Here is a 24,024-nt window from a genome sequence, read left to right as displayed (position 1 = left end):
CGCTGTTTGGAGCAGTTTAAGCTGAGTCGTGGCCGCCTTATCGGAGAACGGCAACGCCGTTCCCTCATATAGCCCAAGGGTTGCCGGCCGCGTCCGTCGCAGCCCGGAGGGCTAAGATGAACGCGGTCGGCTACCCTGGGTATGGCCCAAAAGATCATTCAACCTCGAAGAGGTTGCCTCGGCTTCCGTTGCTAAATGGTGTGAGGAGGGAATACGCGGCCCTTTCGGGCGGGTGGGACGGCTTCGCGCGCTCGTAGCGATTCAACGTAGTGCCCGACGCAAACAAAATGCAGCGAGTGAAACCGCATTCTTCCCGGATGGAGAATCCTCAGCCATCAAGTAGATCCCCGAATTGATAAACAATGGAGGCTGCTGCCAACGCCTCCGGAGGTGGGTAGAGCGGGTAATCCGGGATTCCGTTCCGTGCGAAACGCTCGAACATCTGCGCGTAGAAAGGTTTCAGCTCGGGACGTCGATCAAGATAGTTCACCGCAGCCATGCGGGTTGAGAGTTGATCGGAGAAACACATCAAGAAGTCCAGCAGGTCGACCACGTAGATCCCCGGAATGTTCAAGCGGGTCATGAGCTCGCAAGCGGTCGGAATATCTTCAAAGGTCGAGAAGTAGGGAAGGATTACGCTCCGGATCGTCTGGATCATATTTGAGATCTCCGCGTCGCGGTGAACCGGGTCTGCCACGTTCCACAAGCCCAACTCCGGATTCGAAGCCAGAATTCCAATCAGTCCTTCTCCCACGATATCGGAGGGTCCCCGCAATGAGACGTTGGACTGCCGCCATTTTTTCAGCCTCGGAGAATGGACGTTTCCTTGAATCCAAATGCCGACAAATTCGCCAACGGCATTTCTCTTGCTGGATTGGAATGAGATCTCAAAGCGGAATGGCCCTTCAGGCTTCGAAAGCCGCCGGGCCGAGCTGGAATAGCGGTAGCCGTCGGACTGGAATGCCAAGGAAATCTGTTCACAGCATTCCAGATAGATCTCCCGCGGGCTCTTGTGGTCCTCGCTCCGCATCTCTTCGGGATCAAGAAACCTCCGCCACCCGCGTCGCGGCAGTCGCCTTCCCCGGCTCCGGCAACTCTTCGATCGGTCGCGTAAACATCGTCTCCGCCTCCATCTTGAACCACACCTTCATCCCGCTGAAGAGGTGCCTCACCGCCTTCATGTTCGGCTCAAAAGGCACGCGGATCAAATGGCGGTGCTTCAGGTTGTTCTTCCCATAGGTGCCAAGCATCAAACGCTTGCGCGCGATGAGCTCCAGCCTCCGGTTGTAGAAACGCATGAACCTCGCGAAGATCGCGCCGCCGACCCCATTGTAAGGCATCGTCGAATACTCCTTGTCGGCATCCGCATACACCGCCCGCACCGGCCCGATGAAATACGCCGCGATGTCCATCAGGAAGGCCGCGTGCATCAGATCCACGTCGCCGAGATACTGATACTTGTTTTTATACAGCCCGTGGAACCAGCGCTGGTAGGACTGCGGGTAGATCTCATTGTGATGGTCCAGCGCCATCTTCACACATTCGCCCCGCAGCGCCTTGAGGATAATCTTGTGGGCGCAATAGCTACTATGCCCGCAGTAGTCGAGACCCTGCGAATAGAGCGGATCCATGAAGCCTGCCGCATCACCCGCCATGATCCAGCCCTCACCGCAAACCTCCGTGGAGTAGTAGGGGAGATGCTTGTAGATCCGTGCATCGTTTTCGATCGCCACCGCGTTCTCGAACATCAGTTTGCCGATCGGGTGGCTGACCAAGTGCTGCTTCAGGCGCTCGGCGATGTGACCTTCCGTGGGAGGGGTGAAGAGCCGCTCGTCCCAAGTCACACCCGCGGAGAAGTCGCCATTCGACAGCGGAATGATCCATGACCACCAGCCACGCCCCATCAGGTGATTCGTCGCGCTGGAGCGCGGCACGCTGGGGCCGTCCTTCAGGCAAGGTGCCTTCACCCGCGCCTCATGGGAGTCGAGGGTCATCACATTGCTGTAGCGCACCCACATCGAGTGGACCGGGTGATCCTCCAGCTTGCGCCAGGTCTCGCGCTGGCGGGCGACCAGCGCCGCCTTGCCCGAGCAATCGGCCACCCATCCTGCGGTGATCGTGCGGGTTTCGCCAGCGTGCTTGAGCACCACGATATTCTTGCCGGCTCCGCCCAGCTCGAAGGACTTGATCGTCGCCGGGCGCAAGAGTTCGCAACCCTCGGCCACCGCCATTTCCAGCATGTGCGTGTCCAGCTTCGAACGGTCGAGCTGATAGGTCGGATAGCGTGCCTGCGCATTCGGCCCGATCTCCGAGCAGCAATTCGGGCAGTCATTCTCCGGAGTGTTGAACCACATCCGCAGCCCGTGCTTCTGGAAGTGCTCGCAGGCGAGGTAGTGCCCCAGTCCCAGCACCCGGGTGATGAAGCAGCCAGCCACCTCCGAGGTCGATTCCCCGACCTTGAAGTCAAAGGCCTCCGACTTCTCCACGATCAGCACCCGCGTTTCCGGCCGCGCTCGCTTGAGCAAAAGCCCCAGCGCAGAGCCGGAAAAGGCCCCGCCGAAGATCACGACATCGTAATAAGCCGCTGTGGCAGAAGGAGAAGTGTTGTCGGCGGAAACCATGAACTGCCCGAGCCTAGCCAGATTCGCCGTCTTGGCAACCTGGGAGAGGAATTCGTCATCTCCCCTCAGACCTTATCAAACACCCCCGTCGAGTCCCCGATCCTTCTCGCCTTCACCCCCATCCGATCCAGCAAGGACAGGTAAAGGTTGGTCAGCGGGGTCCCCTTCGGAGCCTCGATCAAACGCCCCGGCGCAAGGGTGCCATTGCCTTTCCCCGCCAAGAGGATCGGCACGTCGTCGTGGTTGTGCCGGTTCCCGTCCGCGATGCCGCCCCCATAGACGATCATCGAGTGATCGAGCAAGGAACCGCCGCCTTCACCGTCCGGCGTGTCCTTCATCTTCTTCAGGAAGTAGGCGAGCTGCTCGACATAGAAGCGGTCGATCTTGCCGATGGTCTCCAGGGTCTGCGGATTGCTGCGGTGGTGGGAAAGCTCGTGGTGCGCCGCTTGGACGCCGATCTCCGGGAAGGTCCGGTTCGAGCCGTCATGCGCCAGCAGGAAGGTCGAGACCCGCGTGGTGTCGGTGTGGAAGGCGAGGTGCATCAGGTCGAACATCATGCGGATATGCTCACCGTAGCCATCGGGGATGCCATCCGGTCGCCTGTCCTCCGGCACTTCCTTGCGGAACTTCTCCGCGCGCTCAATGCGCTGCTCCACATCGCGCACCGCGGTGAGATACTCCTCCATCTTGCCGCGATCCGTGGAACCCATGCGCTGCTGCATGCGCTTCGCATCGTTCATCACGAAGTCGAGGATGCTCTTGCGGTAGGCGCGGCGGCGCGCGTCCTCCTTCTCATTGCCCGAGCCGAACATCTTCTCGAAGACCAGGCGCGGGTCGCGTTCCGCCGGGGCGGGAGTGGTCTCGTTGATCCAGGCCAGATTGAATTGATAGGCACAGGAGTAGCCCGAGTCGCAATTTCCCGAGCTGCGTGCCGGATCGGTGGAAAGCTCCAGCGAGGCGAGTCGGGTATTGCTGCCCACTTCGCGCGCGGCGATTTGGTCGACCGATTCGCCGAGGCGCACATCAGCTCCCGCCGTCTTCTTCGCCTGGCAGCCGGTCAGGAAGGTCGCATTCGCGCGGGCATGATCACCCGCGCCATCGCCATTCGCCTCGGCCTTTTCGCAATCGAGCCCGCGCATCACCGAGAAGTGGTCGCGCAGCCCGGCCAGCGGTTCGAGGGTGGGGGACATCGCGTAATCCTTGCCGCTGCCACCCTTCGGCCGCCACAGATCCAGGTTCACCCCGTTCGGGATGTAGATGAAGCCCATGCGCGTCGGCGCCGCGAGCTTCGCTTCCTGCGCTGTCAGCAGCGAAGGAAAGGACGGCACCACCAAGGTAGCCGCGATGCTTTTGAGGAAAGTGCGTCTCGGGGTCATGGCTGCTTTGGATTTCAAATTTGAGATCTCAAATTTCAGATTTCAGATTTCTTGGCTCGCCGCTGGGCTCATCCTTCCCCTCGGCGATATTGGAACGGCACGGACTTGATCACCGCCTTGAGCATTGCGCGTGAGCTGCCGTTTGCGGCTTCGGTTTCAGATACGATCTTGTCGATGGCCGGCTTGTCATACCAATCCAGACCACGCCCGAGGGCGTAGGTCAGCAGCTTGGTGGCGACAGCGCGGTGGAAGTCCGAGCGATGGTCCTGCACCAGGTATTTCCGGAGTTCGTCCACGCCGACGAACTTCCGGCCCTCGGTCAGCTCGCCGGAGGTATCGATCGGCTTGCCCCGGTCATCGTCTCGCCAGACTCCGGACGCGTCGAAGTTATCCAGGCCGAATCCGATCGGGTCCATCAGCTTGTGGCAGGACGCGCAGCCGGGATCCGCTCGGTGCTTCTCCATCTGCTCGCGCAGGCTGCGCTGGTCGCCACGGTGGCTCGGCGGCTGCAGCTCCGGCACATTCGGCGGCGGCGGGGGAGGGGCCATATCGAGCAGGTTCTCTAGCACATATTTCCCGCGCAGCACCGGCGAGGTCCGCAGTGGATAGGAAGTCAGCAACTGGAAGGATCCCTGGCCGAGAATGCCACGGCGGTGGCTGTCGCTTAGAGTGACCTTGCGGAACTTCTCACCCTCCACTCCCTGGATCCCGTAGTGACGGGCCAGCGGGCCATTGAGGAAGGTGAAGTCCGCATCGAGCAAGGTGGCGATCGGCAGGTTCTCGCGGATGATCTCCTCGAAGAACATCTCCGTTTCACGCCGCATCGCATTGCGCAGCTTGGGATCGAAATTCGGAAAGGCCTGCTTGCCCGGCATCGACGCCTGCACATCGCGCAGCCGCAGCCATTGGCCGGCGAAGTTTGAGACAAACTCCTCCGAGCGCTCATCGCGGATCATCCGCTCGATCTCCGCATCCAGGTTCTTGCGCAACTCGCCGCGGCTTGCCAACTCCATCAGCCGCTGGTCCGGCATCGTGCTCCAGAAGAAATACGACAGGCGGGTGGCCAGCGCGTGTTCGTCGATCTGATGGATCTTGCTCGCATTGTCTGGCTCCGGCTGCGGCTCCTCGCGATAGAGGAAGGCCGGCGACACCAGCATCGCTTCCAGGGCCAGGCGGATGCCTTCCTCGACTCCCTCGCCCTGCTTGAGGGCCAGGCCGACGAGCTGCAGGTAACGCTGCACCTCACCCTCTTGGCTGGGGCGGCGGAAGGCGCGGCGCGCGAAGTTGTTCAGCACCCGCAGCGCATAGACATCGTCCTTCTCGCCGGGCTCACGCTTCAGGTAGATTCGGTTGTGGCTCTCCGGCTTTGCCGGCGGCGGGCCATCGAGAGGGCCGGTGATCGTGAGCGCGTTTACCATCAGATTGCGGTCGCGCTTCTTCGGGTCCGGATTCTTCTCGTCGTAGAAATCGTTGGTGAAGGCGACCGCGATCTCGACCGGCTTGTCGCCTTCGATCTTGAATTCGCGGGTGTATTCCTGCGGCCGCTCCATCCGGGCATCCACCTTCCATTCGCAGATCTTGCTGCCGTTCTCGCGCAGCTCCATCAGCGGCGGCCCGTCGCCCCCCGGGGTGCCGCCAGCCAGCACGGTGGCGCGATAGGTGCCTGCCCGCAGCGGCTTGAACTGGGTCTTCGCCACGCCCTCCTTGAAAAGATAGTGGCCTTCCTCCGAGCGGTGCCCGTCGCCTTCCAATTCGCGGCCCGGGAACTTCTCCTCCGGTGGCGGCATCTTGCCGGGCTTCACCGTCTTGTCCAAGGCGACCCGCGCCGCTTCCAGATAACGCTCCAGGTGCGCGGGCGAGATCGTCAGGACGTCGCCGATGTTGTCGAAGCCGTAGCCAGAGTCATCCGGCGGGATCAGGTCCATCACATTCACCCGCACGCCCAGCAGGTCGCTCAGGGTGTTCTGATACTCCACCCGGTTCAGGCGCCGCAGCGTGACCCGGCCCGGGTCCGGGTGGGCGGGATCCACCGGGAATACCGCGGCCTCGATCCATGCCAGGATCTTTTTCCGCTCGTCCGCGCTCGGCTGGTCCTCATCGAGCGGCGGCATGAGCTGCTGCTTCAAATGATCGCGTACCTCCTTCCATACATCGCGATGCTGCTGCATCTCCGCGATGGTCGGATACTTGTCGATCGCCAGGTCGCCCTTGTGGAGGCCGTCGCCATGGCAGTCGAAGCAGTAGGTCTCCACCAGCGGCTGGATCTCCTTGTCCCACCGGCCGGCAAGCGCTTTCGGGTCGGCCTGGCCGGACGCGGTGGTCCCGGCGGCAAGCGAGGCGAAAAGGAGGGCAGCGGCGGATTTCCCCATGGGCAGCGGTTTTTACGGCGGTTTCCGCGCCAAACTGACACAAAACTGAAGCTTTGCGTAGGTTTTCTAGGCCTCGGCCCAAGGCCTCCAAAGACCCTCACCTGTAGCGGCGCGTCTATGACCGTCGCACTTCCGCGGCCACAATCGCATCGTGAGATCCCCGCTTTCTCCTCATCCGACCTTGCGAAGACGAGTCCCTGCCATCCCGATTTTCAAATGCCTCTTCGACTGTTTAAATTTCGCGCCAAGTGAGCACCATTTCAGACAGCCTCTCAGCGCGCCAAAGCCGCCATTCCCGAAACGGCCGCCTCAAGGCCAGAGAGATGACGCTGCTTCTCCACCGGCAGGCCCGCCTGTGGCCGGAAAGGCTCCAGCTTCTCCTTCGGCGCTGCGGTGGCCAGGGTGTAGATGGTGTCACCCTCGGTCCATGAGGCGAAGCTCCAGCCATCCTCTTCCTTGACCACCACCTCTCTGCCCCGCGGCTGGTCGTAGAAGTCCTCGCTGCGCGCCACCAGCAGGTGGATCAGCTCCACGCCCCCTGCCGAATTTTTCTCGCGGACGTAGCAGGAGAGGTAGGCCTTGCGGCCTTGGACATCCACCACGCTGCAGGCGGCGCTCTGCAGCGTCTGAAGGCTGGTCGGGATCTTGATGTCCGCGGGAGCGCCTTGGGAAATCAGCCAATTTCGCAACTCGGTCTTGTCCTGGATCGCCTCGTGTAAATTCGGCGCCTTCGCGAAGAACTCGATCACCCGCGGTGGCAGGGCGGCCAGGGAGACCTCGCCGACATCCCGCTTCATCCACCAGGTGCCGCCCAGGGCGAGCACGATCGCCGCGGCGATGGCTGCCGCATAGCGCGCCCAAGAGCGCTTCTTCGTCGCCGGGAACTCGACGGTTTTCTCGCCTTCCACTGCCGCCTCGCGACCGCGCGCGAGGATCGCTTCCAGCTTCTCGGCTGGGAGCGATTGCGCGTCGTAGTGATCGCGGACTTGTTTGCGGAAGTCGGACATGGGGTGGTGGCTCTTTTCTAGGGGATCAGGAAAAACGCCATGCTGATCAGCACAACGAAGAACAGCAGCAGTTGATTGCGGGCGACCGCTCCGGCTGCGTTCTCGCCCAGCTGGCGAAGTTTGGCGATCGTGCGGTGGATCAGGCTCAAAACCGTACCTCGGCTCTGGCCCTTGAGTTGGGAGATCTCCTCGGCAGTGTGGCCTTGGTAGTAGTGCAGGAAGATCACCTCGCGCTCGCCGGGTTTCAGTTGGCCAAGCAGTGCGGCAATTTCGCCCTTCACGCAGGGCTCGTCCACGAGGACTTCCGGGACTTCGTTGATCTCCGCATCATCCAGCGAATCGAAGTGGACCAGCTTCCGCCGCCGGCATTGGTCGATGTAGAGATTCCGCAGTGCGGTGAAGAGCACCGCGCGGTTCTCCACGCGGCCGTAGCGGCGGCAGAGGTTCAGCCAGGTCTCCTGCACCAGATCCTCCGCCTCCTCATGATGGTGGGTCAGTGCAAGCGCGTAACGGAAGCCGGATTGCAGTAGCTCGGCTTCGGTCGGTGCGGGATCTGGGAGGGCGCTTTCCAAGAGAAGCGGCGGGCACTCGGCCCGCGATGCCTGCATGGGTAGCCGCCGCGCTAGAATGAGGCAAACCGGAAATCCGCCCGAGTCCCCATCGGAGCATGCGCAAAATTTTTCCGAAAAGCGCGCAATCAAAATCCGGGCTGCTTCGTCGCCCCGGATAGATGAAGGCAACTCCCATCCTCGAACCCGGCCGCCGCGGCTATAATCTCCTCACCGCCGCCGCGGGGCATTCGCTCACCCAATCCGCATTGCTGTTGGCCGTTCGTCTCTACTGGGGCTGGCAATTCTGCCATACCGGTTGGGGCAAGCTCCACAAGCTGCCGGAGGTCGCGGACTACTTCAAGGATCTCGGGATCCCGCTGCCCCAAGTGAATGCGCTGGCAGCCGCCAGCACCGAGTGCTTCGGCGGCCTCCTGCTCCTCTTTGGCTTGGCCTCCCGCCTTACGGCGATCCCGCTGATCGTCACCATGATCGTCGCCTACGTCACGGCGGACCTCGATGCGGTAAAAGGCATCTTCGGTGATTCCGACGCTTTCGTGAGCGCTGCGCCCTTCCAGTTCCTCTTCGCCTCGCTGCTGGTCCTCGTGTTCGGACCCGGCGCCTTCTCCCTCGATCATCTTCTCGCCCGCAAGTTCCGGGCGGAGCCCGCGGCACGTCCCGCCGTGGCCTGAATCCCTTCACCCGTAACGGGCCGCCACGGTGGCGTGTCCTTGCGGGAGAACCATCCCGGCATCAGCCGGGTCCAACCAACCGAAACCAGAAAGACAAACGACATGAAGACCAACAAGACCATCATCGCCAGTGCCGCCATCGCAGGAATCATGGGCGGCGGATTCGCCCTCGCCAAGGTGGGTAATACCGCCGGCGCGCAGCAGAAGAGCGGCAGCGCCTTCAGCGCCGGCATCCAGGCCGAGGAAGACAAGGGCGAGACCCACGATTGCAAGGGCAAGAATGGCTGCAAGGGCAAGGGCGGCTGCAAGGGTGGCGACAACGGCTGCGCTGGCAAAAACTCCTGCAAGGGTAAGGGCGGCTGCGCCATGAAGGACGGCAAGCCGGTTCACAAGGACAAGGAAAAGGAAACCGAGAAGAAGTAATCCTTTTCCCTGCAAGGCTCCGGATCCTCCCCACCGGAGCCTTGCGGTCCTTCTCTCTCTCTAACAAAGCATCGCCATGACTGCATCCCGCTTCACGAATTTCCAGGACTACGGCGTGGGCATCGGCCTGCGCATCCCGCACTACCAGCACATCCTCGAGAAGAAGCCGGTGGTGGATTGGTTCGAGATCATCTCGGAAAACTACATGGGGGAAGCTGGCCGGCCTCTCGCGGTTCTCGATCAGATCCTCGAGCAGTATCGCGTGGTCCAGCACGGGGTCTCGATGTATTTCGGCAACACTGCCCGGCCGAATCGTGATCACCTCAAGAAGCTCAAGGCTCTGACCAAGCGCACCAAGACGCCATGGGTAAGCGATCATCTTTGTTGGGGCAGCGTCGATGGACGCTTCACCCACGATCTACTGCCAATGCCGTACACCTGGGAAGCGGTGAAGACCACCGCCCGCAACGTACGCGAAGTCCAGGATTTCCTGGAATTGCCGGTGGCGGTTGAGAATGTCAGCAGCTACGCGGAGTTCCATCTCTCGGAGATGACGGAGTGGGAATTCCTGAATGAAGTGGTGGAGGCAGCGGACTGTGGAATCCTGCTCGACGTGAACAACATCTACGTCTCCTCCCGCAACCACGGCTTTGACCCGCGGGACTACGTCAATGCCGTGCCTCCCGGGCGGGTCGCGCAAACCCACCTCGCCGGGCATACCGAATTCAAGAAGTACATCCTCGATACCCACGATCACCCCGTGATCGATCCGGTTTGGGCTCTCTACGAGCTCGCCATGCAGCGCTGTGGCCGGGTGGCCACCTTGCTGGAGTGGGACGACAAGATCCCCAGTTTCGAGGAGGTCCACACCGAGGCCCTCAAGGCCAATCGCTTCCTGCCTGCCTCCGCGGCGGCCGCTTAAATGGATATGAGCACGCTCGCCCGCTTTCAAGCCGCCTTGGCCGGCGCGATCATGCGCCCACTCGGCCCCGGTGAAACCATGCGCCGCGAAGGCCATGCCGTGGCCGCCGAGTTCGTGAAGCCGAATGCGCGGCTCGCTGCAAAGGATCGCCTGCAGATCTACAACCAGCAGTACTGGTGGCGTCTGTTAGGCTCCTTTGGGGATGACTTCGGCGGTCTTGCGGCCGTGCTCGGTGAACGCAGGTTTGAGCGCTTGGCCATTGCCTACCTTGATGCCTGCGGCTCGGCTTCTTGGAATCTCCGCGATTTGGGGCAGGGCTTGTCCGCCTTCATCGTCGCCCATCCGGAGCTGCTGGGTTCCCATGGCCCGCTTGCGCGTGACATGGCGGCGCTGGAATGGGCCCGGGTGATTGCCTTCGATGCTGCCGAGTGGCCGCGCATCGACCCCGTGGAGTTTGCCAGCCGCCGCCCCTCGCGGATGAAGCTGGGGCTCCAGCCCTATCTCACGCTACTGGAACTCCAATACCCCGTGGACCGGCTGCTGCAAAAACTGAAGCAATCCGAGAACGCCGCCGCCAGTAATGCCCGTTCCTCGGGCGCGGGCTCCCGCAAGCTCCGCTTGCACGCCAAGCCCGCGGCCAGCCCGGTTCATCTGGCGATTCATCGTTCCGAGCTGGTGGTTTACTACAAGCGCCTCCAGCCGGCGGCCTATCATTTGCTCTCGGCTCTGAGGGCAGGGGAGACCCTCGAAAACGCCTGTGGTATGGCCTTCGGGGACGAGGCAGTCGCAGCCGATCAAATTGCGGCGAAGGTCCAACAATGGTTCAGCGCCTGGACCGCCTTCGGCTGGCTTTGCGAGAAGCCCGCTATCATGACGAAGAAGCCCGCGCCCCTCGCTTGCCCCCTCTGCTAGCGTCGCAGCGCGATGCCCTTACCGCCGCTCGATACCATCCCGCCCGATGTCGCCTCCCTCGACGACTACGAAGCGCTCGCCCGCGAGCGGATCGAGCCCGGAGCTTGGGCCTACCTCTCCGGCGCGGCCGCGGATGAAATCACCCTCCGTGAAAACCGTGCGGCCTTCGAGCGCCTGCGCCTCTGCCCGCGGATCTTCCGGGACCTCTCCCAAGCGAATACCCGACTGAGCCTCTTCGGCCGGGAATATGCGCACCCGATCTTCATCGCGCCCACCGCCTTCCACCGCCTCTTCCACCCAAGCGGCGAACTGGCCACGCTTCTAGGTGCTTCCGCGCTGGAAACCTGCATGACCGTGAGCACCCAGGCTGGCACGGCCATCGAAGAGATCACCCAAGCGGCCACCGTGCCGCCATGGTTCCAGCTCTACATCCAGCCGGACCGCGCCTTCACCGCGGAACTCGTGAAGCGCGTCGAAGCCGCCGGCTGCAGCGCCATCGTCCTCACCGCCGATGCCCCTCTCCACGGTCTGCGCAACCGCGAGCAGCGCGCTGCCTTTCGCATGCCCCCGGGCTTCGAGCCTGTGAACCTGCGCGGCATGGAGACGGTGCCTCCCGCCGACCGCGTCTTCGGCAGCCACCTCTTGGCAAAAGCACCCACCTGGCAGGACCTCGCTTGGCTGCGCTCGCACACGAAGCTGCCCATTATCCTCAAGGGCGTGCTTGATCCCCACGATGCCCTCCAAGCAGCCAGTTATGGCGTCGATGCCATCATCGTTTCCAATCATGGCGGCCGCACCCTCGATACCGTCCCCGCCGCTATCGAAGTCCTGCCCTCCATCGCCGCAGCCCTCCAGGGCAAGCTACCCATCCTTATGGACGGCGGCATCCGCCGGGGCACCGATGTGCTGAAGTCCCTCGCCCTCGGCGCCTCCGCCGTCATGGTTGGCCGTCCCATCCTCCATGGCCTTGCCGCCGCCGGAGCTACCGGCGTCGCCCATGTCCTCAAGATCCTGCGCACCGAACTCGAGATCGCCATGGCTCTAACAGGGCGTGCCACCCTCGCGGAACTCGACCCCTCGGTGATCTGGCCTGCTTCATGAGCGAGGACATGGAATCTCCCTACGCTCCGCCGCAGGCGGCCGATCCCGTGATCAAAAGGCGCGCTGCCGGCAAGGTCGCGCGCCTGACGACGCGGATCCTCGGCCTGCTGGCCACGGTGGGGGCGGGTGTCTTACTCCACTTCATTCGCAGGATTTCGTCCATGGCGGAGGAGCTGGGAGTCCACAGCTTGCCATCCTCGCCGGGTTTGGACTGGCTGCTTCTCCGCAACGAGGGATGGCTGTCCTTCCTTGCGGCGCTGGCCTTGGCCGCCGCAGGAGTCGTGTTGTCCTTCAGGAGTTCCGGCCGCACCCTGGCGATGCTGGGACTGGTGCTGTCGGCCCTGGCCTTGGATGCGTGCACCTATGTCGGCTGGGGTTTCTTGGTCTTGGCCGTCATCCGCGCGACCGGTGTTTGAGCCGACGCTACCGGTATTGCCACGGACCACCTCAATCCCTAAGCTGACTACAGATGGAGCAACCCTATCAGCCTCCTGCCGCAGAGCCCCTGGAGCCGCCTGCCCAAGGCCCGAAGGTATTGGACGGAGCCCCGGCGGCACGCTTCGCGGCCTACGCCACGATCCTCCTCTCCGTCGGCTTGATCTGGTTGTTGGCTAGGTGCGGCAGCTACTGGGATCTCCTGTCCAAGATCCCGGAGACCAAGCTGCCTGCTTCCCTGCGCTCCGCGATCCTCGACATGGACCTCGACCGCGCGCTCGTTGCTGTGGTGCTGCTTGCCTTGGTAGCGATCTTGCTGGCGCTCGCGCGCTTGATCAGTGCCGCGCGCGCCTTGGCATTCCCAGCCCTCGCCTTTGTCGGGGCCTTGACCGCGCTTACCCTTTATCTGCTGGCCATGGCTCAGGCCTGAAGGGGCTCAACCCTTCACAGGTCCGCCCACTGCCGCAGCAGGTTGTGGTAAACACCGGTCAACTGCACCGCGGATTGGTTCGCGTGGTTATTGTCCGGGAGGTTGGCGGTGAGTCGCTGGATCGCCAGATCGAGGTCGAAGAGGACTGAGCGCTGCTCGTCGGAGCGGATCATGCTCTGCACCCAGAAGAAGGAGCAGAGCCGGCTGCCGCGGGTTACTGGCGTGACCCGGTGCAGGCTGGTGGCAGGGTAGAGGACCATGTGGCCCGCCGGGAGCTTCACCGACTTGCTGCCGTAGGTGTCCTCAATCACCAGCTCGCCGCCGTCGTACTCGTCCGGCTCGGAGAAGAACAAGGTGCAGGAAAGGTCGGTGCGGATCCGGTGGCCGGTGCCGGGAATCTGCCGGATCGCGGAGTCAATGTGGGTGCCGTAGGTCTGGCCGCCCGAGTAGCGGTTGAACATCGGCGGAAGGAAATGCAGTGGGATCGCGGCCGACATGAAGGTCGGGTTGATCGTCAGCGCCCGCATGATTCCTTCGCCCACCAGCCGGGCTGCCGGATGGGTCGCCGGGATCTGCACGTTGTCCTTGGCCTTGGCCGCCATGTGGCCGGCGGTGGACTTGCCGTCCTCCCAGTCCGCGGCATCGAGCTCACGGCGGAACTCCTTGGTCTTCTCAGGGCTCAGGACGTCGGGGATGCAAACGATCACGCGCTTTCTCTGCCCATTTTCGGACGCGGGGGCCAAGCCGATTCCGCCGCCGGGGAACGAATCTCGCCCCCCGGCTAGCGCCAGATTGCCATATCGCAGCGTTCGAGTTTTTTTGTTTTGACTAGGATTGGCTATTGAGACGCAGTCGCAACAGTTCTGGCGCGGCCACCGCGCTCCTCTGCTTCCGACTGACCCTATGAAAAACGACTCCGACTCCCTCCGCCTGCGCCCCGAAGGCCTCGCCGTGACCGGCGCTCTCCTCGCCGTTGGCCAGCTCGCCGCCCAAACTCCGGCTCCCGCCGAAAAGAAGGAAGAGGGTCCTCAGAAGAAGGAAGATCTCTCCGAAGTGGTGGTCAGCGCCAACAAGGATCAGGCCCTCTACAAGCCCGAGCGCCTGCAATCGCCGAAGCAGACCCAACCGCTGCGCGACATCGCCCAGACCGTGACCGTGGTGCCGAAGGAAGTGATCAAGGAGCAGAACGCCTCCAGCCTGCGCGACATCCTGCGCAACGTGCCCGGCATCTCGATGCAAGCCGGTGAAGGCGGCGGCGGTCCGGCGGGCGACAACCTTTCGATCCGCGGCTTCGCGGCTCGCTCGGACATCTTTGTCGATGGCATGCGCGACGCCGCGAGCGGCGGCTACACCCGCGACTCCTTCAACATCGAGCAGGTGGAAGTGACCAAGGGCCCGGCCTCGGCCAGCACCGGCCGCGGGTCCACCGGCGGCTCGATCAACATCGTGACCAAGCTGCCGACCAACGAGAACTCGTATGGCCTGATGCTGGGCGGCGGTTCGGACAATTTCTTCCGCAGCACCTTTGACGTGAACCAGACCATCCCGGGCCTGAACGGCGCGGCGGTGCGCCTGAACGGCATGTATCACAACCAGGACATCCCGGGCCGCGACCATGTCAACAACGAGCGCTGGGGCATCGCTCCCTCGATCGCCTTCGGCTTGGGCACGGACACCCGCCTGACGGTGAACTACCTGCACCAGGAGCAGGACAACGTGCCGGACTACGGCATTCCCTGGATCCCGCGCGACTCCGTAGTGCCGACCGCGACCGGCGGCACGACCACGACGAACAACAACACCGGCCTGCCTTCCGGAGCACCGCCGGAATACCTGTGGCGGAACTACTACGGCAACCTCAACCGTGACTACGAAGACATCAACACGGACATCATCACCGCGATCTTCGAGCACGACTTCAGCGATTGCCTGAAGCTGCGCAGCACCCTGCGCTTCGGCCGCAACGACCGCGACTCGATCACCACCGCGCCGCGTTTCATCTCCACCAGCGCACCGGGTGGCGTCGTCAACTACAACGATACTCGCCTGACCCAGCAGTTGCAGTCCCGCGACCAGATCGACACCGCGATCTTCAGCCAGACGGATATCCGCTACGACTTCGAGACCGGCAAGCTTGAGCACAAGCTGGTAGGTGGCTTTGAAGTGGGCCGCGAGAAGTCCACCAACTACGGTCGTGGTGCCTTCAACCCGGCTACCGGCGGTGCCGCGGCGAACCCGATCACCCAACTGTTCGGACCTAACAACTACCTGCCTTACGCAGGCGTCATCCGCCGCAACGGTGCGATTACGGAGACCGTCTCCGACACGGCGGCGCTCTACCTCTTCGACACGATCAAGTTCAACGAGCACTGGGAACTCGCCGGTGGCGGTCGCTGGGATTCCTATGATGTGGACTACACGGCGCGGACGGCTGACGTTCACGTTGGCACACCACCACGCACCAATGGCGTGGTCACTCCGCTGCAGAGCGACAATTCGGAGTTCAGCTACCGAGTGGCGCTTACCTACAAGCCGGTGGAGGAAGGTAGCATTTATCTCGCCTACGGCACCTCCTTCAACCCGGCCACGGAGAACCTGACCTACATCGCCGCACCTGCCGCGAACAACAACACTCTGGCGCTCTTCAATACCGACCCGGAAGAGAACGAGACGATCGAGCTGGGCTCGAAGTGGGAGTTCTTCGATCAGCGCTTGCTGGTCAGCGGCGCGATCTTCCGTACTGAGAAGACCAACGCCCGCACCACCGATGTGGTCGATCCTACCTCGGTGAGCCTGACCGGCGAGCAAGTGGTGGAAGGCGTCGAAATCGGCTTCACCGGCAGCATCACGGACAACTTCCGCCTGCTTGGCGGCTACACCTATCTGTCGAGCGAAGTGAAGAAGTCGCTCGCCTATGGGGAAGTCGGCAGCGAGGTCAGCAATACCCCGGAAAACTCCTTCAGCCTTTGGGCGGTCTATGACCTGCCGAAGAACGTGCAGGTGGGTCTCGGCACGCAGTATGTGGACAGCCGCTACAACAATAACAACCGCGCCACCCGCCAGGAAGCCCCGGACTTCTTCCTCGTGAACGCGATGGCCGGCTACCGCGTGAACGACAACCTCTCCTTCCGCCTCAACGTGGATAACATCCTCGACGAGGAATACATCGATCGCGTCGGCGGTGGACACTTCGTCCCCGGCCAGGGCCGCTCGATGTTCCTGAGCGCGGACATCAGCTTCTAAGTCTTCCTAGCCCCCGAAACATCGGTTGCAGTGGGACGGGAGGTTGCGCCAGGGCGCGCTTCCCGTCCCCAATTTTCCTCGGGTCCAAGCAGGTATTCCTGCCCCCCGGCCTCTGGCTTTTCCTTTTCCCGCTTTGCGAATGTTCCGCCGTCTTCGTAGTCTCTTCTTCTGGGCCCACCTTGCAGGCGGGGTCGGGGCTGGTTTGATCATCCTGGTGATGGCGGTCAGCGGTACGCTGATCTCCTTCGAGCGTCAGATTGCAGAAGCTGCCAACGGCTTCTCGCTAGCCGTTCCGGCGGATGCCAAGAAGCTAGGGCCAGCGGAGATGCTTGCGGCCCTTCAGGCCAAGGAGGCAGGTAATCCGACAGGTCTGACCGTATTTGCGGATCCGGCCCAGCCAGCGGCTTTTCAGTTTGGCAAGGACAAGACCGTCTTCGTCAATCCTTACACCGGAGAGGTGCTCGGCGAGGGCGCGAAAAAGACGCGGCAGTTCTTCCAGTTCGTCACAGGCGTGCACCGCTGGCTGGCGATGAAGGGGGACGCACAGAAGACCGGCCAGAGCATTACCTCCGCCGCCGCCTGTGTGTTCTTTTTCTTAATCCTCAGCGGCCTGCTCATCTGGATACCCAAGCGCTGGACCCGGCGCGGCGTGAAGGTGATCACGCTGTTCCAGCGCCAGCTCAAGGGCCGTGCGCGGGACTGGAATTGGCACAACGTGCTTGGCATCTGGTTTGCCCTGCCACTGTTGGTGCTCTCCGGCACCGGTTTGATCATCGCCTATCCATGGGCGAATGCGCTGCTCTTCCGCGCCGCGGGTGAAGCACCGCCCCCGCCCAGGGGGCCACAGGGCGGTAAGCCGGGAGCCGGTCCCGCGCCGGTGATCGACACCAGCGGTTGGAATACGGGTCTTGCTGCCGCCGCCGCCTCCAATCCGACATGGGATTCGATTCAGTTTCAATTTCCCCAAGGCAAGGATCTTGTCCTCAACGTCGCGGCGAGCCATCGCGGTCGGCCCGATCTGAAGCAGACGGTCACCGTGGCATTACCTGCAGGCGAGCTGCGCAAGGTCGAGAGCTTTGAGGCCATGAGCAAGGGTCGCCAATGGCGCTTGTGGACGCGCTGGATTCACACCGGCGAGGCTGGAGGGTGGCTGGGCCAGTTGCTCGCAGCCTTCTCCGCGATCGCCGCCACCGTATTGGTTTGGACCGGCTTGGCCCTCAGGTGGCGCCGCTTCTTCGGGAAGAAGGCCCGCGCTGTGGTAGAAGGCCCAGCTGCAGAAACCGGAGCTTGAAGGGACGCAAGACCTCAAGGCCGGAAGGGGCTGCGACTGCGAGAGTCGGCCCTGCCAAAAGCTTCAAGTCTTGCGTCTGCCGGTCTTCAGCCTTCAAGCCGTCTGCATGCTGCGCTGCAGCTCTGCCAGACGGTGATCGGCAAGCTTCAGGGTCTTGAGGATCGACTGCTGCTTGGCCATGGCCTCCGGCTCAAGGGTGGAAGAGGCGGCGCGCTGGGCGACTTCGTTCACCGCTTGCTGCAAGGCACGGGCGGCGACCGCTTGGAAGTTCTGGTCCGCGAAGGGGGCTCCCGGTGACATCTCGGGGTCCATGGATTCCACCAGGAAGTCGGCGAAGAAATGTGGCTGGCACACGCGGTAGACGTGCAGGCCGAGCGCGAAAAGATCGCAGGCGAGGGGGCGCAAGGCGGTCACTCCCTGTTGTTCCCAGAAGCGCTCAACGGACAAGGCGTCTTCCACCGTGTCGGTGCAATCGCCGATCCAATCTTCCGCGATGCCGGGGCCTTTCTTGCTCTCGTCGAGCCAGACGCAGAGCGCGTGCGCCAGCAGGTGGCGCGCTTGCAGCGCCATCTCCGCCGGGGCGGGGTGGGCGCGCTCGTGCTCGCCGATCAGTTCGAGCACCTGGCGCGCGTCGGCGGCGGTGGCCTCCGCGTCTCCCGCCACTTGTAGGGAATGGCGGCCGCGGTTGAGGATGGCATTGCAGAGCGTCAGCAGCTGCTGCGGATTCTGGGGATTTTCGAGCAGGCTGATGCACTCGTCGAAGCAGCGGCGGGCTTCGTCCGGGTCTCCGACTGCCAGGCCGCGGTTGGCCCAAGCGAGAGCGTAGCGCTGGCGGGTGCCGGGATTCTCTTCGTAAGGGAGTTGGCGTAGATGAGCGATTGCCTCGTCGTAGGCGGCCACAGCTTCATCGTCGCGCTCCAGGCGGTGCAAGACGTCACCACGGTTCATGTAGCCGGCGCTGAGACCCCAGCGGAAGGAAGGGTCTTCTTCCAAGGGCAGGTCCTTGCGCAGCTCGACTGCGGCGTCGAAGTTGATCAGCGCCTCCGGGAATTTCTCCGGGTTGCCGATGGCGAGCAGGCAGATGCCGCGGTTGGTGTGGAGATTGGCGAGCTCGTTCTTGCCGCGCGGCGTACCGTCATTGATGTCGCCGGGCTGCTCCAGTGCCTTGTCGTAAAAGGGCAGGGCGTGGTCGAGCAGGCCATGGTCGCGGTGGAGGTTACCGAGCACCATCAGCGCCAGCACCCGGATCGAGCGGCTGGAGGCGTCCTCCTGGTTGGTCAGGCTCTCGACCACCGTGCTCAATTCTTGCATCGCCTGGCCAAAGTCCTCCTCGCTCAAGGGGACATTGGCATCGCGCCACTTGAGAACCGTGGCGAGGTTTTCGGGCAATCCGGCGGTTTGGGCGGTGGAGCGGTAGACTTCGGCCATGTGCGGAACGGCAAGCTTCGTGGCGAGGACCCGGAGGTCCAGCGGGAATTGGGGGGAAAGGAGAAATCCCCGATCAGATGAAGATTGGAAGATCGGGGATTGGTGATTTCTATCGCGGCGTGCTCCGCTTCACCACTATTGAGGAACTTGCCCGGACTTCGGGTCCCCACCACCTTGCGCTGGGGGTCTTCGACGGTGTCCACCTTGGCCATCAGGCGGTGATCGGCAAGGCCTTGGCAGCCCGGGATGCCGCGGGTGGCACCTGCGGGGTGCTGACTTTCGATCCTTATCCCATCCGGGTGCTGGCCCCGGAAAAGGCCCCGCGGCGCTTGCTGGCCTCCCTCGACCACAAGGCCGAGATCCTCGGCCGGATGGGGGTGGATTTCCTGCTGGCCCTGCATTTCGACATGGCGCGCGCCGGTCAGGATGCGGAGGACTTCGTACGCGAGATTATTGCGGCGGGCGTCGCCACCATCGCGGTGGGGGAGGACTGGCGCTTTGGCAAGTCCCGCCGGGGAGACGTGGCGATGCTGGAAAGGCTATCCCAGCAGCACGGTTTCCAACTGGCTGCGATGCCTCCGGTGATGATGGACGGTGAGCGGATTAGCAGCACGCGCATCCGCCAAGCGATCCGCGATGGCAGCATGAAGGCTGCGGCCGGCATGCTCGGCCGTCCCTACACGGTGGAGGGCAGGGTGGTGGAAGGCCGCAAGCTCGGCCGCCAAATCGGCTTTCCGACCGCCAATGTCGCACGCGGCGAAGAGCAATTCCCCCCGGACGGCGTCTGGGCAGTGCGGGCCCGGGCCGGGGAGCGGCTGCTCGAAGGCGTGGCCAATCTCGGCGTGCGGCCGACGGTCGATGGGAGCAACCGGCTCTTGGAAGTCCACCTTTTCGGATTTTCCGGGGATCTCTACGGCCAAGTGCTGGAGGTCGAGTTTCTCCAGCAGCTGCGGGGGGAGCGGAAGTTCGAGTCGATCGAGGCGCTGAAGTCGCAAATCGGCCGCGATGTTGAACAGGCAATGTATATACTCCGTGCCGCAGGCAAGGGCTCCTGATGAAATTTCCCGGCTTTTCCCGGATTTTCCGCTTACCCTGTGAAAAACTGCCCTTTATAGATCGCCGAAACCCCGATGCCGATCTCCGATTGTTTCCAATCCGCCAGCTCCCGTGCCCGTCTGCTGGCGATCGCGCCCCTGACCTGCCTTCTCATCACCCAGCCCTTAGCGGCGCAGGGCCGTACCCGGCTGGCGGAGGCTGAATTGCAGCGCCGCGCTGGCAAGGCACAGGAGGCCCAAGAGCTACTCAAGAAGGGCGACGAGTCTTACAAGGCAGGCAAATGGTCGGAGGCGGTGGACGCCTACGCTGGTGCGCGTAGCCTCCTGCCCGATGCCCCGGCAACCGCCGATGCCCGTGCCGCTGCGACCGAGCGCTTGGCTCAAGCCTCAGTGGAACTGGCCCGCAAGCAACGCCGGATGGGCGACAATGAAGGGGCGGCTGCAACCCTCGACAAGATCCTCGCGCCCGATGTGGCTCCGGCTGATGCCGCCGCTCGTCAGCTCCGGGAAGAACTCGATGATCCGATCCGTACCAATCCCGCTGCCAACCGGGAGCACGCTGAAAATGTCGATAAGGTCCGCCGCCAGCTCTACGAGGCGGAAGGCTTCAAGAATCTTGGCAAATACGACGCCGCTGAGGCGATGTATCAGGAAGTCCTGCGCGTAGACCCCACCAACAAGGCGGCCCGCCGCGGCATGGAGGATGCGGTCCAGCTTCGCGCCGACTATTATCGCGCTGCGTATGACGAAACCCGTGCCCGGCACTTGGCTGAGGTGGATGCCGGCTGGGAGCTGAAGCCGCGCCCGTTGATCGAAGCTACCAATGCCTTGGGGCCGGTTGACGAGGGGGCGGCTCCGACAAGAATGCTGATTTCCGCCAAGCTCGACCGGTTGATTATCCCGCGGGTCGACTTTGAGGGGACCACCATTCAGGAAGCTCTGGACTATCTCCGCGGCCAGTCAATCACGCTGGATACCTTTGAATTGGATACGAAGGACAAGGGCGTGAACTTTGTCCTGGATCTTGGTCCGGCCGATTCTCCCGCCGCGAAGGAGATCCTTTCGACCAAGATCAATCTTCAGTTAAAGAATGTCCCCATCTCGCAGGTTCTGAAATACATCGGCGAGCAAACCAAGACCACCTACGCTTCGCAGGAGTATGCGGTAGCCATCCGGCCCGTGGGCGGGGCTTCCGCGGAACTCATCACGCGGAGCTATCGTGTCCCGCCGGACTTCCTGAGCTCGGGCGGTTCCGTGGGGGCCGGGGAGGGGGCCAGCGATCCGTTTGCCGGGGACAAGCCGGCGGAAGGCCTGCTGGCGAAGCGGATGAATGCTTTGACCCGCCTGAAGGAAATGGGGATCCCATTCCCGGAAGGTGCCAACGCCGATTTCATCGCCTCGACCAGCACGCTGCGTGTGGTCAACACGGTGGAAAATCAAGAAATGGTGCAGCAGGTGGTTGCTGCCGCGCAGTCAGCCAAACCGACGATGGTGGCGGTGACGGTGCGGGTGATCAAAACCCAGCAACGCACACTTGAGGAACTCGATTTCGATTGGCTGCTGGACGACTTCTCGCTGGGCGGGAAGAGCTTCGCGCCTGGTATTTCGGCCACGCACCTTTCCGGTGGTAGTCCGAATCCTGACAATCTCAGTGATGTGGCGCTGCCGGACGGAGCGGTCTTCCGCAATGGCCTGACCTCCGGCAACCGCAGCGGCAACGAGGCGATCGTTGGCAACTCGATCGACGACCGGATCCTGATGGCCCAGCAGGGCTTTGCACCTGGCTCCGCCAGAGCTCCCGGCGTACTCTGGGCCAATGGCTTCCTGAACAACGCCAACCTGACGATGTTGATGCGTGGCTTCCAGCAGAAGAAGGGCGTGGACCTCATGGTCAGCCCGACGACCGTCACCCGGAGCGGCCAGCAATCGACGCTGGCGTCGACCAAGCAATTTATTTATCCCACCGAATACGAGCCCCCCGAGCTGCCGAATACGGTCGGCAGCACGGACTTCATCGATCCCGTCACCGGGCTGATCACCAACGGTGGAACGGGGGTGACTCCGATCACTCCGGCGACACCGACCTCCTTCGAGACCCGTGAAGTAGGCGTCGTTCTGGATGTCTTGCCGACGGTGAGCGAGGACGGCCAATACGTGGACGTGACCCTCAAGCCCACAGTGACGGACTTCGACGGCTTTGTGAACTACGGGACACCGATCACCAGCCCGGCTCCTAGCGTGATCGGGGCGATTGGCGGGGCATTTGGTGATTCACAAGTCGTACTCACCCCGAATGAGATCCTGATGCCGGTCTTTTCGGTGATGAAGGCGGAAACCGCCCTGACCATTCGCAACGGTGCCACTCTGGTGATTGGCGGTCTGATGGATGAGCGGGTGCAGAAGGTGCAAGACAAGACCCAGTTCTTCGGCGATCTGCCTCTGGTCGGACGCATGTTCCGGAACGAGGCCTATGCCCCGGTGCGCACCGCGATTGTCTTCCTGGTCACCGTTCAGGTGCTTGATCCGACGGGACAACCGCCAAGCGGACATTGACGTTCGCCCTCCGGCTGCGGAGCTTGGCGCCCCACTTTTCCTGACACCCAGCGATGCCTGCCACGGACCCGGAACCTGAGAAATATTCGATCGATGATATCATGGACCGCCTGCGGTCCCGTGGCGAGGGCTCTCAGGATGGTGAGGCCAAGCTGGTGACCCGTGAAGACGGGACGCAGGTCTACAAGATGCGCAAGCGCAAGCGGCGCAGCCAGCAGCCGAAGAAGGACAAGGAGAAGCGCCAGCGCCGCATGCACGTCGGGCTGGTGGTTACTTCGGTGGGGCTGGTGATCCTGCTCGGGCTCGCTTTTGGTGCCTCGCTGATCTACATGAACAGCGGAGCCTATCGGGGGCAAATCACCGACAAAATCCGCATTTGGACCGGTGCCGAGCCGAAACTCACCGAGCTGCGGTTGACGCCCGCGAGCGCTGCGGCGAGTGGGCTGGAACTCAAGTGGCCGGCGGGCTCGCTGATGGACGAGCTCAAGCTCGGTGCCATCAACGGCAATCTTGAAGCGAGTCACTTGCCCAAGGGCGTCTGGAAAGGCAGCGAATTGCTTGCCGCCAGTGGCACGCTCTCGCTACGTCCGCAGCCCATGGTGCCGGGTAAGGCCGATGCTTCGCGTGAGGAATGTCCCTTCCAATTCCGCTACCGCAGCAACAAGTTCAACGTGGTGATGGGGAATCCGGAGAAGCCGGTGTTCCGCGTGCGGGAGAGTGGGGCCTCGCTGGTGCCTCTCGAAAAAGGCAGCGCCGCCAACCTGCAGTTCGTCGGCGGCTATCTGGATACCGCTGACTGGGGGAATTTCCAACTCGAGTTCGCTTCCCTCCAGTTCGAGGGCGGGGCCATGCGGGTGGGCGGTGTGCGCTTGGTGCCACCCAGTGGCGGGAAAGCAGAAATCCGTATCGCCAATCCTTCCGACCTCCCGCTGGACATGAGCGGCGAGGGGACCGAGCTGGACTTGCATCTGGACCGGGTGCCGCTGGCCGAGCTGTTAGGGCCGAGCTTCGGCACTTGGCTGTCCACGACCGTGGAGACGCCGGAAAGTACGCCAAGCACTCCGGCCTTGGGCAAACTGTTGGTTCGCTCCGAAGGAAAGGGAGGTCTCGCCGCACGTGCATCGGTCCGTTCCGCCGCAGGAGCCGAATCGACCACCAGCGGTCTGCCGCTGTTCAGGATCCTTTCCTCCCAATTGAACGACGAGTGGTATGAGAAGCCTCACTTCGATGTGATGCGCGCAGATGTGGTCAAGGACCGCGAGCATGCCGGGGTGGAGAACCTTTCACTTGAAGCGCGCGGCCGCATGGCGATCCAAGGAACGGTGATTGCCAAACCGGACGGGCGCTTGGAGGGAACTCTGGAGTTGGGGCTGCCAGCCGCCGCGGTCGTGGCGTCCAAGCAACTTGCCATGCGTAGTCTATTCACCCGCCAGGCGGGCGATCTGCTTTGGGCCAGTGTCAAGGTTTCGGGCACCGCCCGCAATCCGACGGACGACTTGGAAGCCCGCTTGGCAGCGCCTGGCTCCGCCCGAGCGACGAGTCCGGGCAAGAGCAATCCCGAGTCCTTGGAAGAGACCTTCCGGGAGCTCACCACTCCGGAGGAGAAGTAAGCTGCGGC

Annotated in this window: 20 protein-coding genes; 12 read left to right on the top strand and 8 right to left on the bottom strand. The window is 62.9% G+C overall.

Features of this window, described 5'->3' with window-relative positions:
• Positions 1-328: 328 nt before the first annotated feature.
• The 6 genes from BV071_RS35185 to BV071_RS05780 all read right to left on the bottom strand — a co-directional run bounded on the left by BV071_RS35185 (position 329) and on the right by BV071_RS05780 (position 7,981).
• On the bottom strand, positions 329-658 hold the full coding sequence (locus BV071_RS35185) for a hypothetical protein (protein ID WP_265594110.1): 330 nt from the start codon (positions 656-658) through the stop codon (positions 329-331).
• 382 nt (positions 659-1,040) lie between these two features.
• Positions 1,041-2,621 carry an NAD(P)/FAD-dependent oxidoreductase gene (locus BV071_RS05800; protein ID WP_052572946.1) on the bottom strand — a complete coding sequence of 527 codons (1,581 nt, stop codon included), beginning with the start codon at positions 2,619-2,621 and terminating at the stop codon, positions 1,041-1,043.
• Between the two features lie 65 nt (positions 2,622-2,686).
• Entirely contained in the window at positions 2,687-3,997 is a 1,311-nt protein-coding gene (locus BV071_RS05795) for a DUF1552 domain-containing protein (protein WP_035603339.1), read from the bottom strand.
• A 68-nt stretch (positions 3,998-4,065) separates the two neighbouring features.
• A complete protein-coding gene (locus tag BV071_RS05790) occupies positions 4,066-6,366 on the bottom strand; it encodes a DUF1592 domain-containing protein (protein ID WP_052572945.1) in 2,301 nt (766 codons plus the stop codon).
• A 272-nt stretch (positions 6,367-6,638) separates the two neighbouring features.
• Positions 6,639-7,373: a hypothetical protein gene (locus BV071_RS05785; protein ID WP_035603337.1), complete on the bottom strand. Its 735-nt coding sequence runs from the start codon at positions 7,371-7,373 to the stop codon at positions 6,639-6,641.
• A gap of 17 nt (positions 7,374-7,390) precedes the next feature.
• Positions 7,391-7,981 (bottom strand): RNA polymerase sigma factor, encoded by a 591-nt coding sequence (locus BV071_RS05780; RefSeq protein ID WP_052572944.1) that lies wholly within the window; start codon positions 7,979-7,981, stop codon positions 7,391-7,393.
• 122 nt (positions 7,982-8,103) lie between these two features.
• On the opposite strand from BV071_RS05780, the gene BV071_RS05775 reads away from it, so the two are divergent.
• From BV071_RS05775 to BV071_RS05745, 7 genes are all read left to right on the top strand, one after another.
• Entirely contained in the window at positions 8,104-8,613 is a 510-nt protein-coding gene (locus tag BV071_RS05775) for a DoxX family protein (protein ID WP_052572943.1), read from the top strand.
• A 102-nt stretch (positions 8,614-8,715) separates the two neighbouring features.
• Positions 8,716-9,036 carry a hypothetical protein gene (locus tag BV071_RS05770; protein ID WP_035603335.1) on the top strand — a complete coding sequence of 107 codons (321 nt, stop codon included), beginning with the start codon at positions 8,716-8,718 and terminating at the stop codon, positions 9,034-9,036.
• A gap of 76 nt (positions 9,037-9,112) precedes the next feature.
• On the top strand, positions 9,113-9,958 hold the full coding sequence (locus tag BV071_RS05765) for a DUF692 domain-containing protein (RefSeq protein ID WP_035603333.1): 846 nt from the start codon (positions 9,113-9,115) through the stop codon (positions 9,956-9,958).
• Between the two features lie 6 nt (positions 9,959-9,964).
• Positions 9,965-10,870, top strand: a complete 906-nt coding sequence (locus BV071_RS32545) for a DNA-binding domain-containing protein (protein ID WP_265594109.1) — start codon at positions 9,965-9,967, stop codon at positions 10,868-10,870.
• 12 nt (positions 10,871-10,882) lie between these two features.
• Complete coding sequence (locus tag BV071_RS05755) at positions 10,883-11,971, top strand: alpha-hydroxy acid oxidase (protein ID WP_035603332.1); 1,089 nt, start codon at positions 10,883-10,885, stop codon at positions 11,969-11,971.
• Positions 11,972-11,979: 8 nt separating this feature from the next.
• Positions 11,980-12,387, top strand: coding sequence for a hypothetical protein (locus BV071_RS05750; RefSeq protein WP_265594108.1), 408 nt, complete (start codon positions 11,980-11,982; stop codon positions 12,385-12,387).
• Between the two features lie 53 nt (positions 12,388-12,440).
• A complete protein-coding gene (locus tag BV071_RS05745) occupies positions 12,441-12,836 on the top strand; it encodes a hypothetical protein (protein WP_035603328.1) in 396 nt (131 codons plus the stop codon).
• Between the two features lie 14 nt (positions 12,837-12,850).
• Here the strand turns inward: BV071_RS05745 and BV071_RS05740 are convergent, their stop codons facing one another.
• Entirely contained in the window at positions 12,851-13,543 is a 693-nt protein-coding gene (locus tag BV071_RS05740; RefSeq protein ID WP_035603327.1) for a Fe2+-dependent dioxygenase, read from the bottom strand.
• Positions 13,544-13,739: 196 nt separating this feature from the next.
• Here BV071_RS05740 and BV071_RS05735 point away from each other — a divergent pair, with 196 nt between their 5' ends.
• Both BV071_RS05735 and BV071_RS05730 read left to right on the top strand, forming a co-directional pair.
• Positions 13,740-16,079, top strand: coding sequence for a TonB-dependent siderophore receptor (locus tag BV071_RS05735; RefSeq protein ID WP_035603326.1), 2,340 nt, complete (start codon positions 13,740-13,742; stop codon positions 16,077-16,079).
• Positions 16,080-16,218: 139 nt separating this feature from the next.
• Positions 16,219-17,370, top strand: coding sequence for a PepSY-associated TM helix domain-containing protein (locus tag BV071_RS05730; protein ID WP_035603325.1), 1,152 nt, complete (start codon positions 16,219-16,221; stop codon positions 17,368-17,370).
• A 93-nt stretch (positions 17,371-17,463) separates the two neighbouring features.
• On the opposite strand, the gene BV071_RS05725 is transcribed toward BV071_RS05730, so the two are convergent.
• On the bottom strand, positions 17,464-18,798 hold the full coding sequence (locus BV071_RS05725) for a tetratricopeptide repeat protein (protein ID WP_035603324.1): 1,335 nt from the start codon (positions 18,796-18,798) through the stop codon (positions 17,464-17,466).
• A 77-nt stretch (positions 18,799-18,875) separates the two neighbouring features.
• Here BV071_RS05725 and BV071_RS05720 point away from each other — a divergent pair, with 77 nt between their 5' ends.
• The 3 genes from BV071_RS05720 (at position 18,876) to BV071_RS05710 (ending at position 24,016) form a co-directional block, all read left to right on the top strand.
• Positions 18,876-19,853: a bifunctional riboflavin kinase/FAD synthetase gene (locus tag BV071_RS05720; protein ID WP_052572941.1), complete on the top strand. Its 978-nt coding sequence runs from the start codon at positions 18,876-18,878 to the stop codon at positions 19,851-19,853.
• A 75-nt stretch (positions 19,854-19,928) separates the two neighbouring features.
• Positions 19,929-22,406, top strand: a complete 2,478-nt coding sequence (locus BV071_RS05715; RefSeq protein ID WP_035603323.1) for an Amuc_1098 family type IV pilus outer membrane protein — start codon at positions 19,929-19,931, stop codon at positions 22,404-22,406.
• Positions 22,407-22,459: 53 nt separating this feature from the next.
• Positions 22,460-24,016, top strand: coding sequence for a hypothetical protein (locus BV071_RS05710; protein ID WP_035603322.1), 1,557 nt, complete (start codon positions 22,460-22,462; stop codon positions 24,014-24,016).
• Positions 24,017-24,024 lie beyond the last annotated feature (8 nt).

Origin of the sequence: Haloferula sp. BvORR071 (genome assembly GCF_000739615.1) — a bacterium.
Taxonomy (GTDB): domain Bacteria; phylum Verrucomicrobiota; class Verrucomicrobiia; order Verrucomicrobiales; family Akkermansiaceae; genus Haloferula.
Note: the sequence above shows the minus strand (reverse complement) of the source record. Positions and strands in the feature narration are given on the sequence as shown.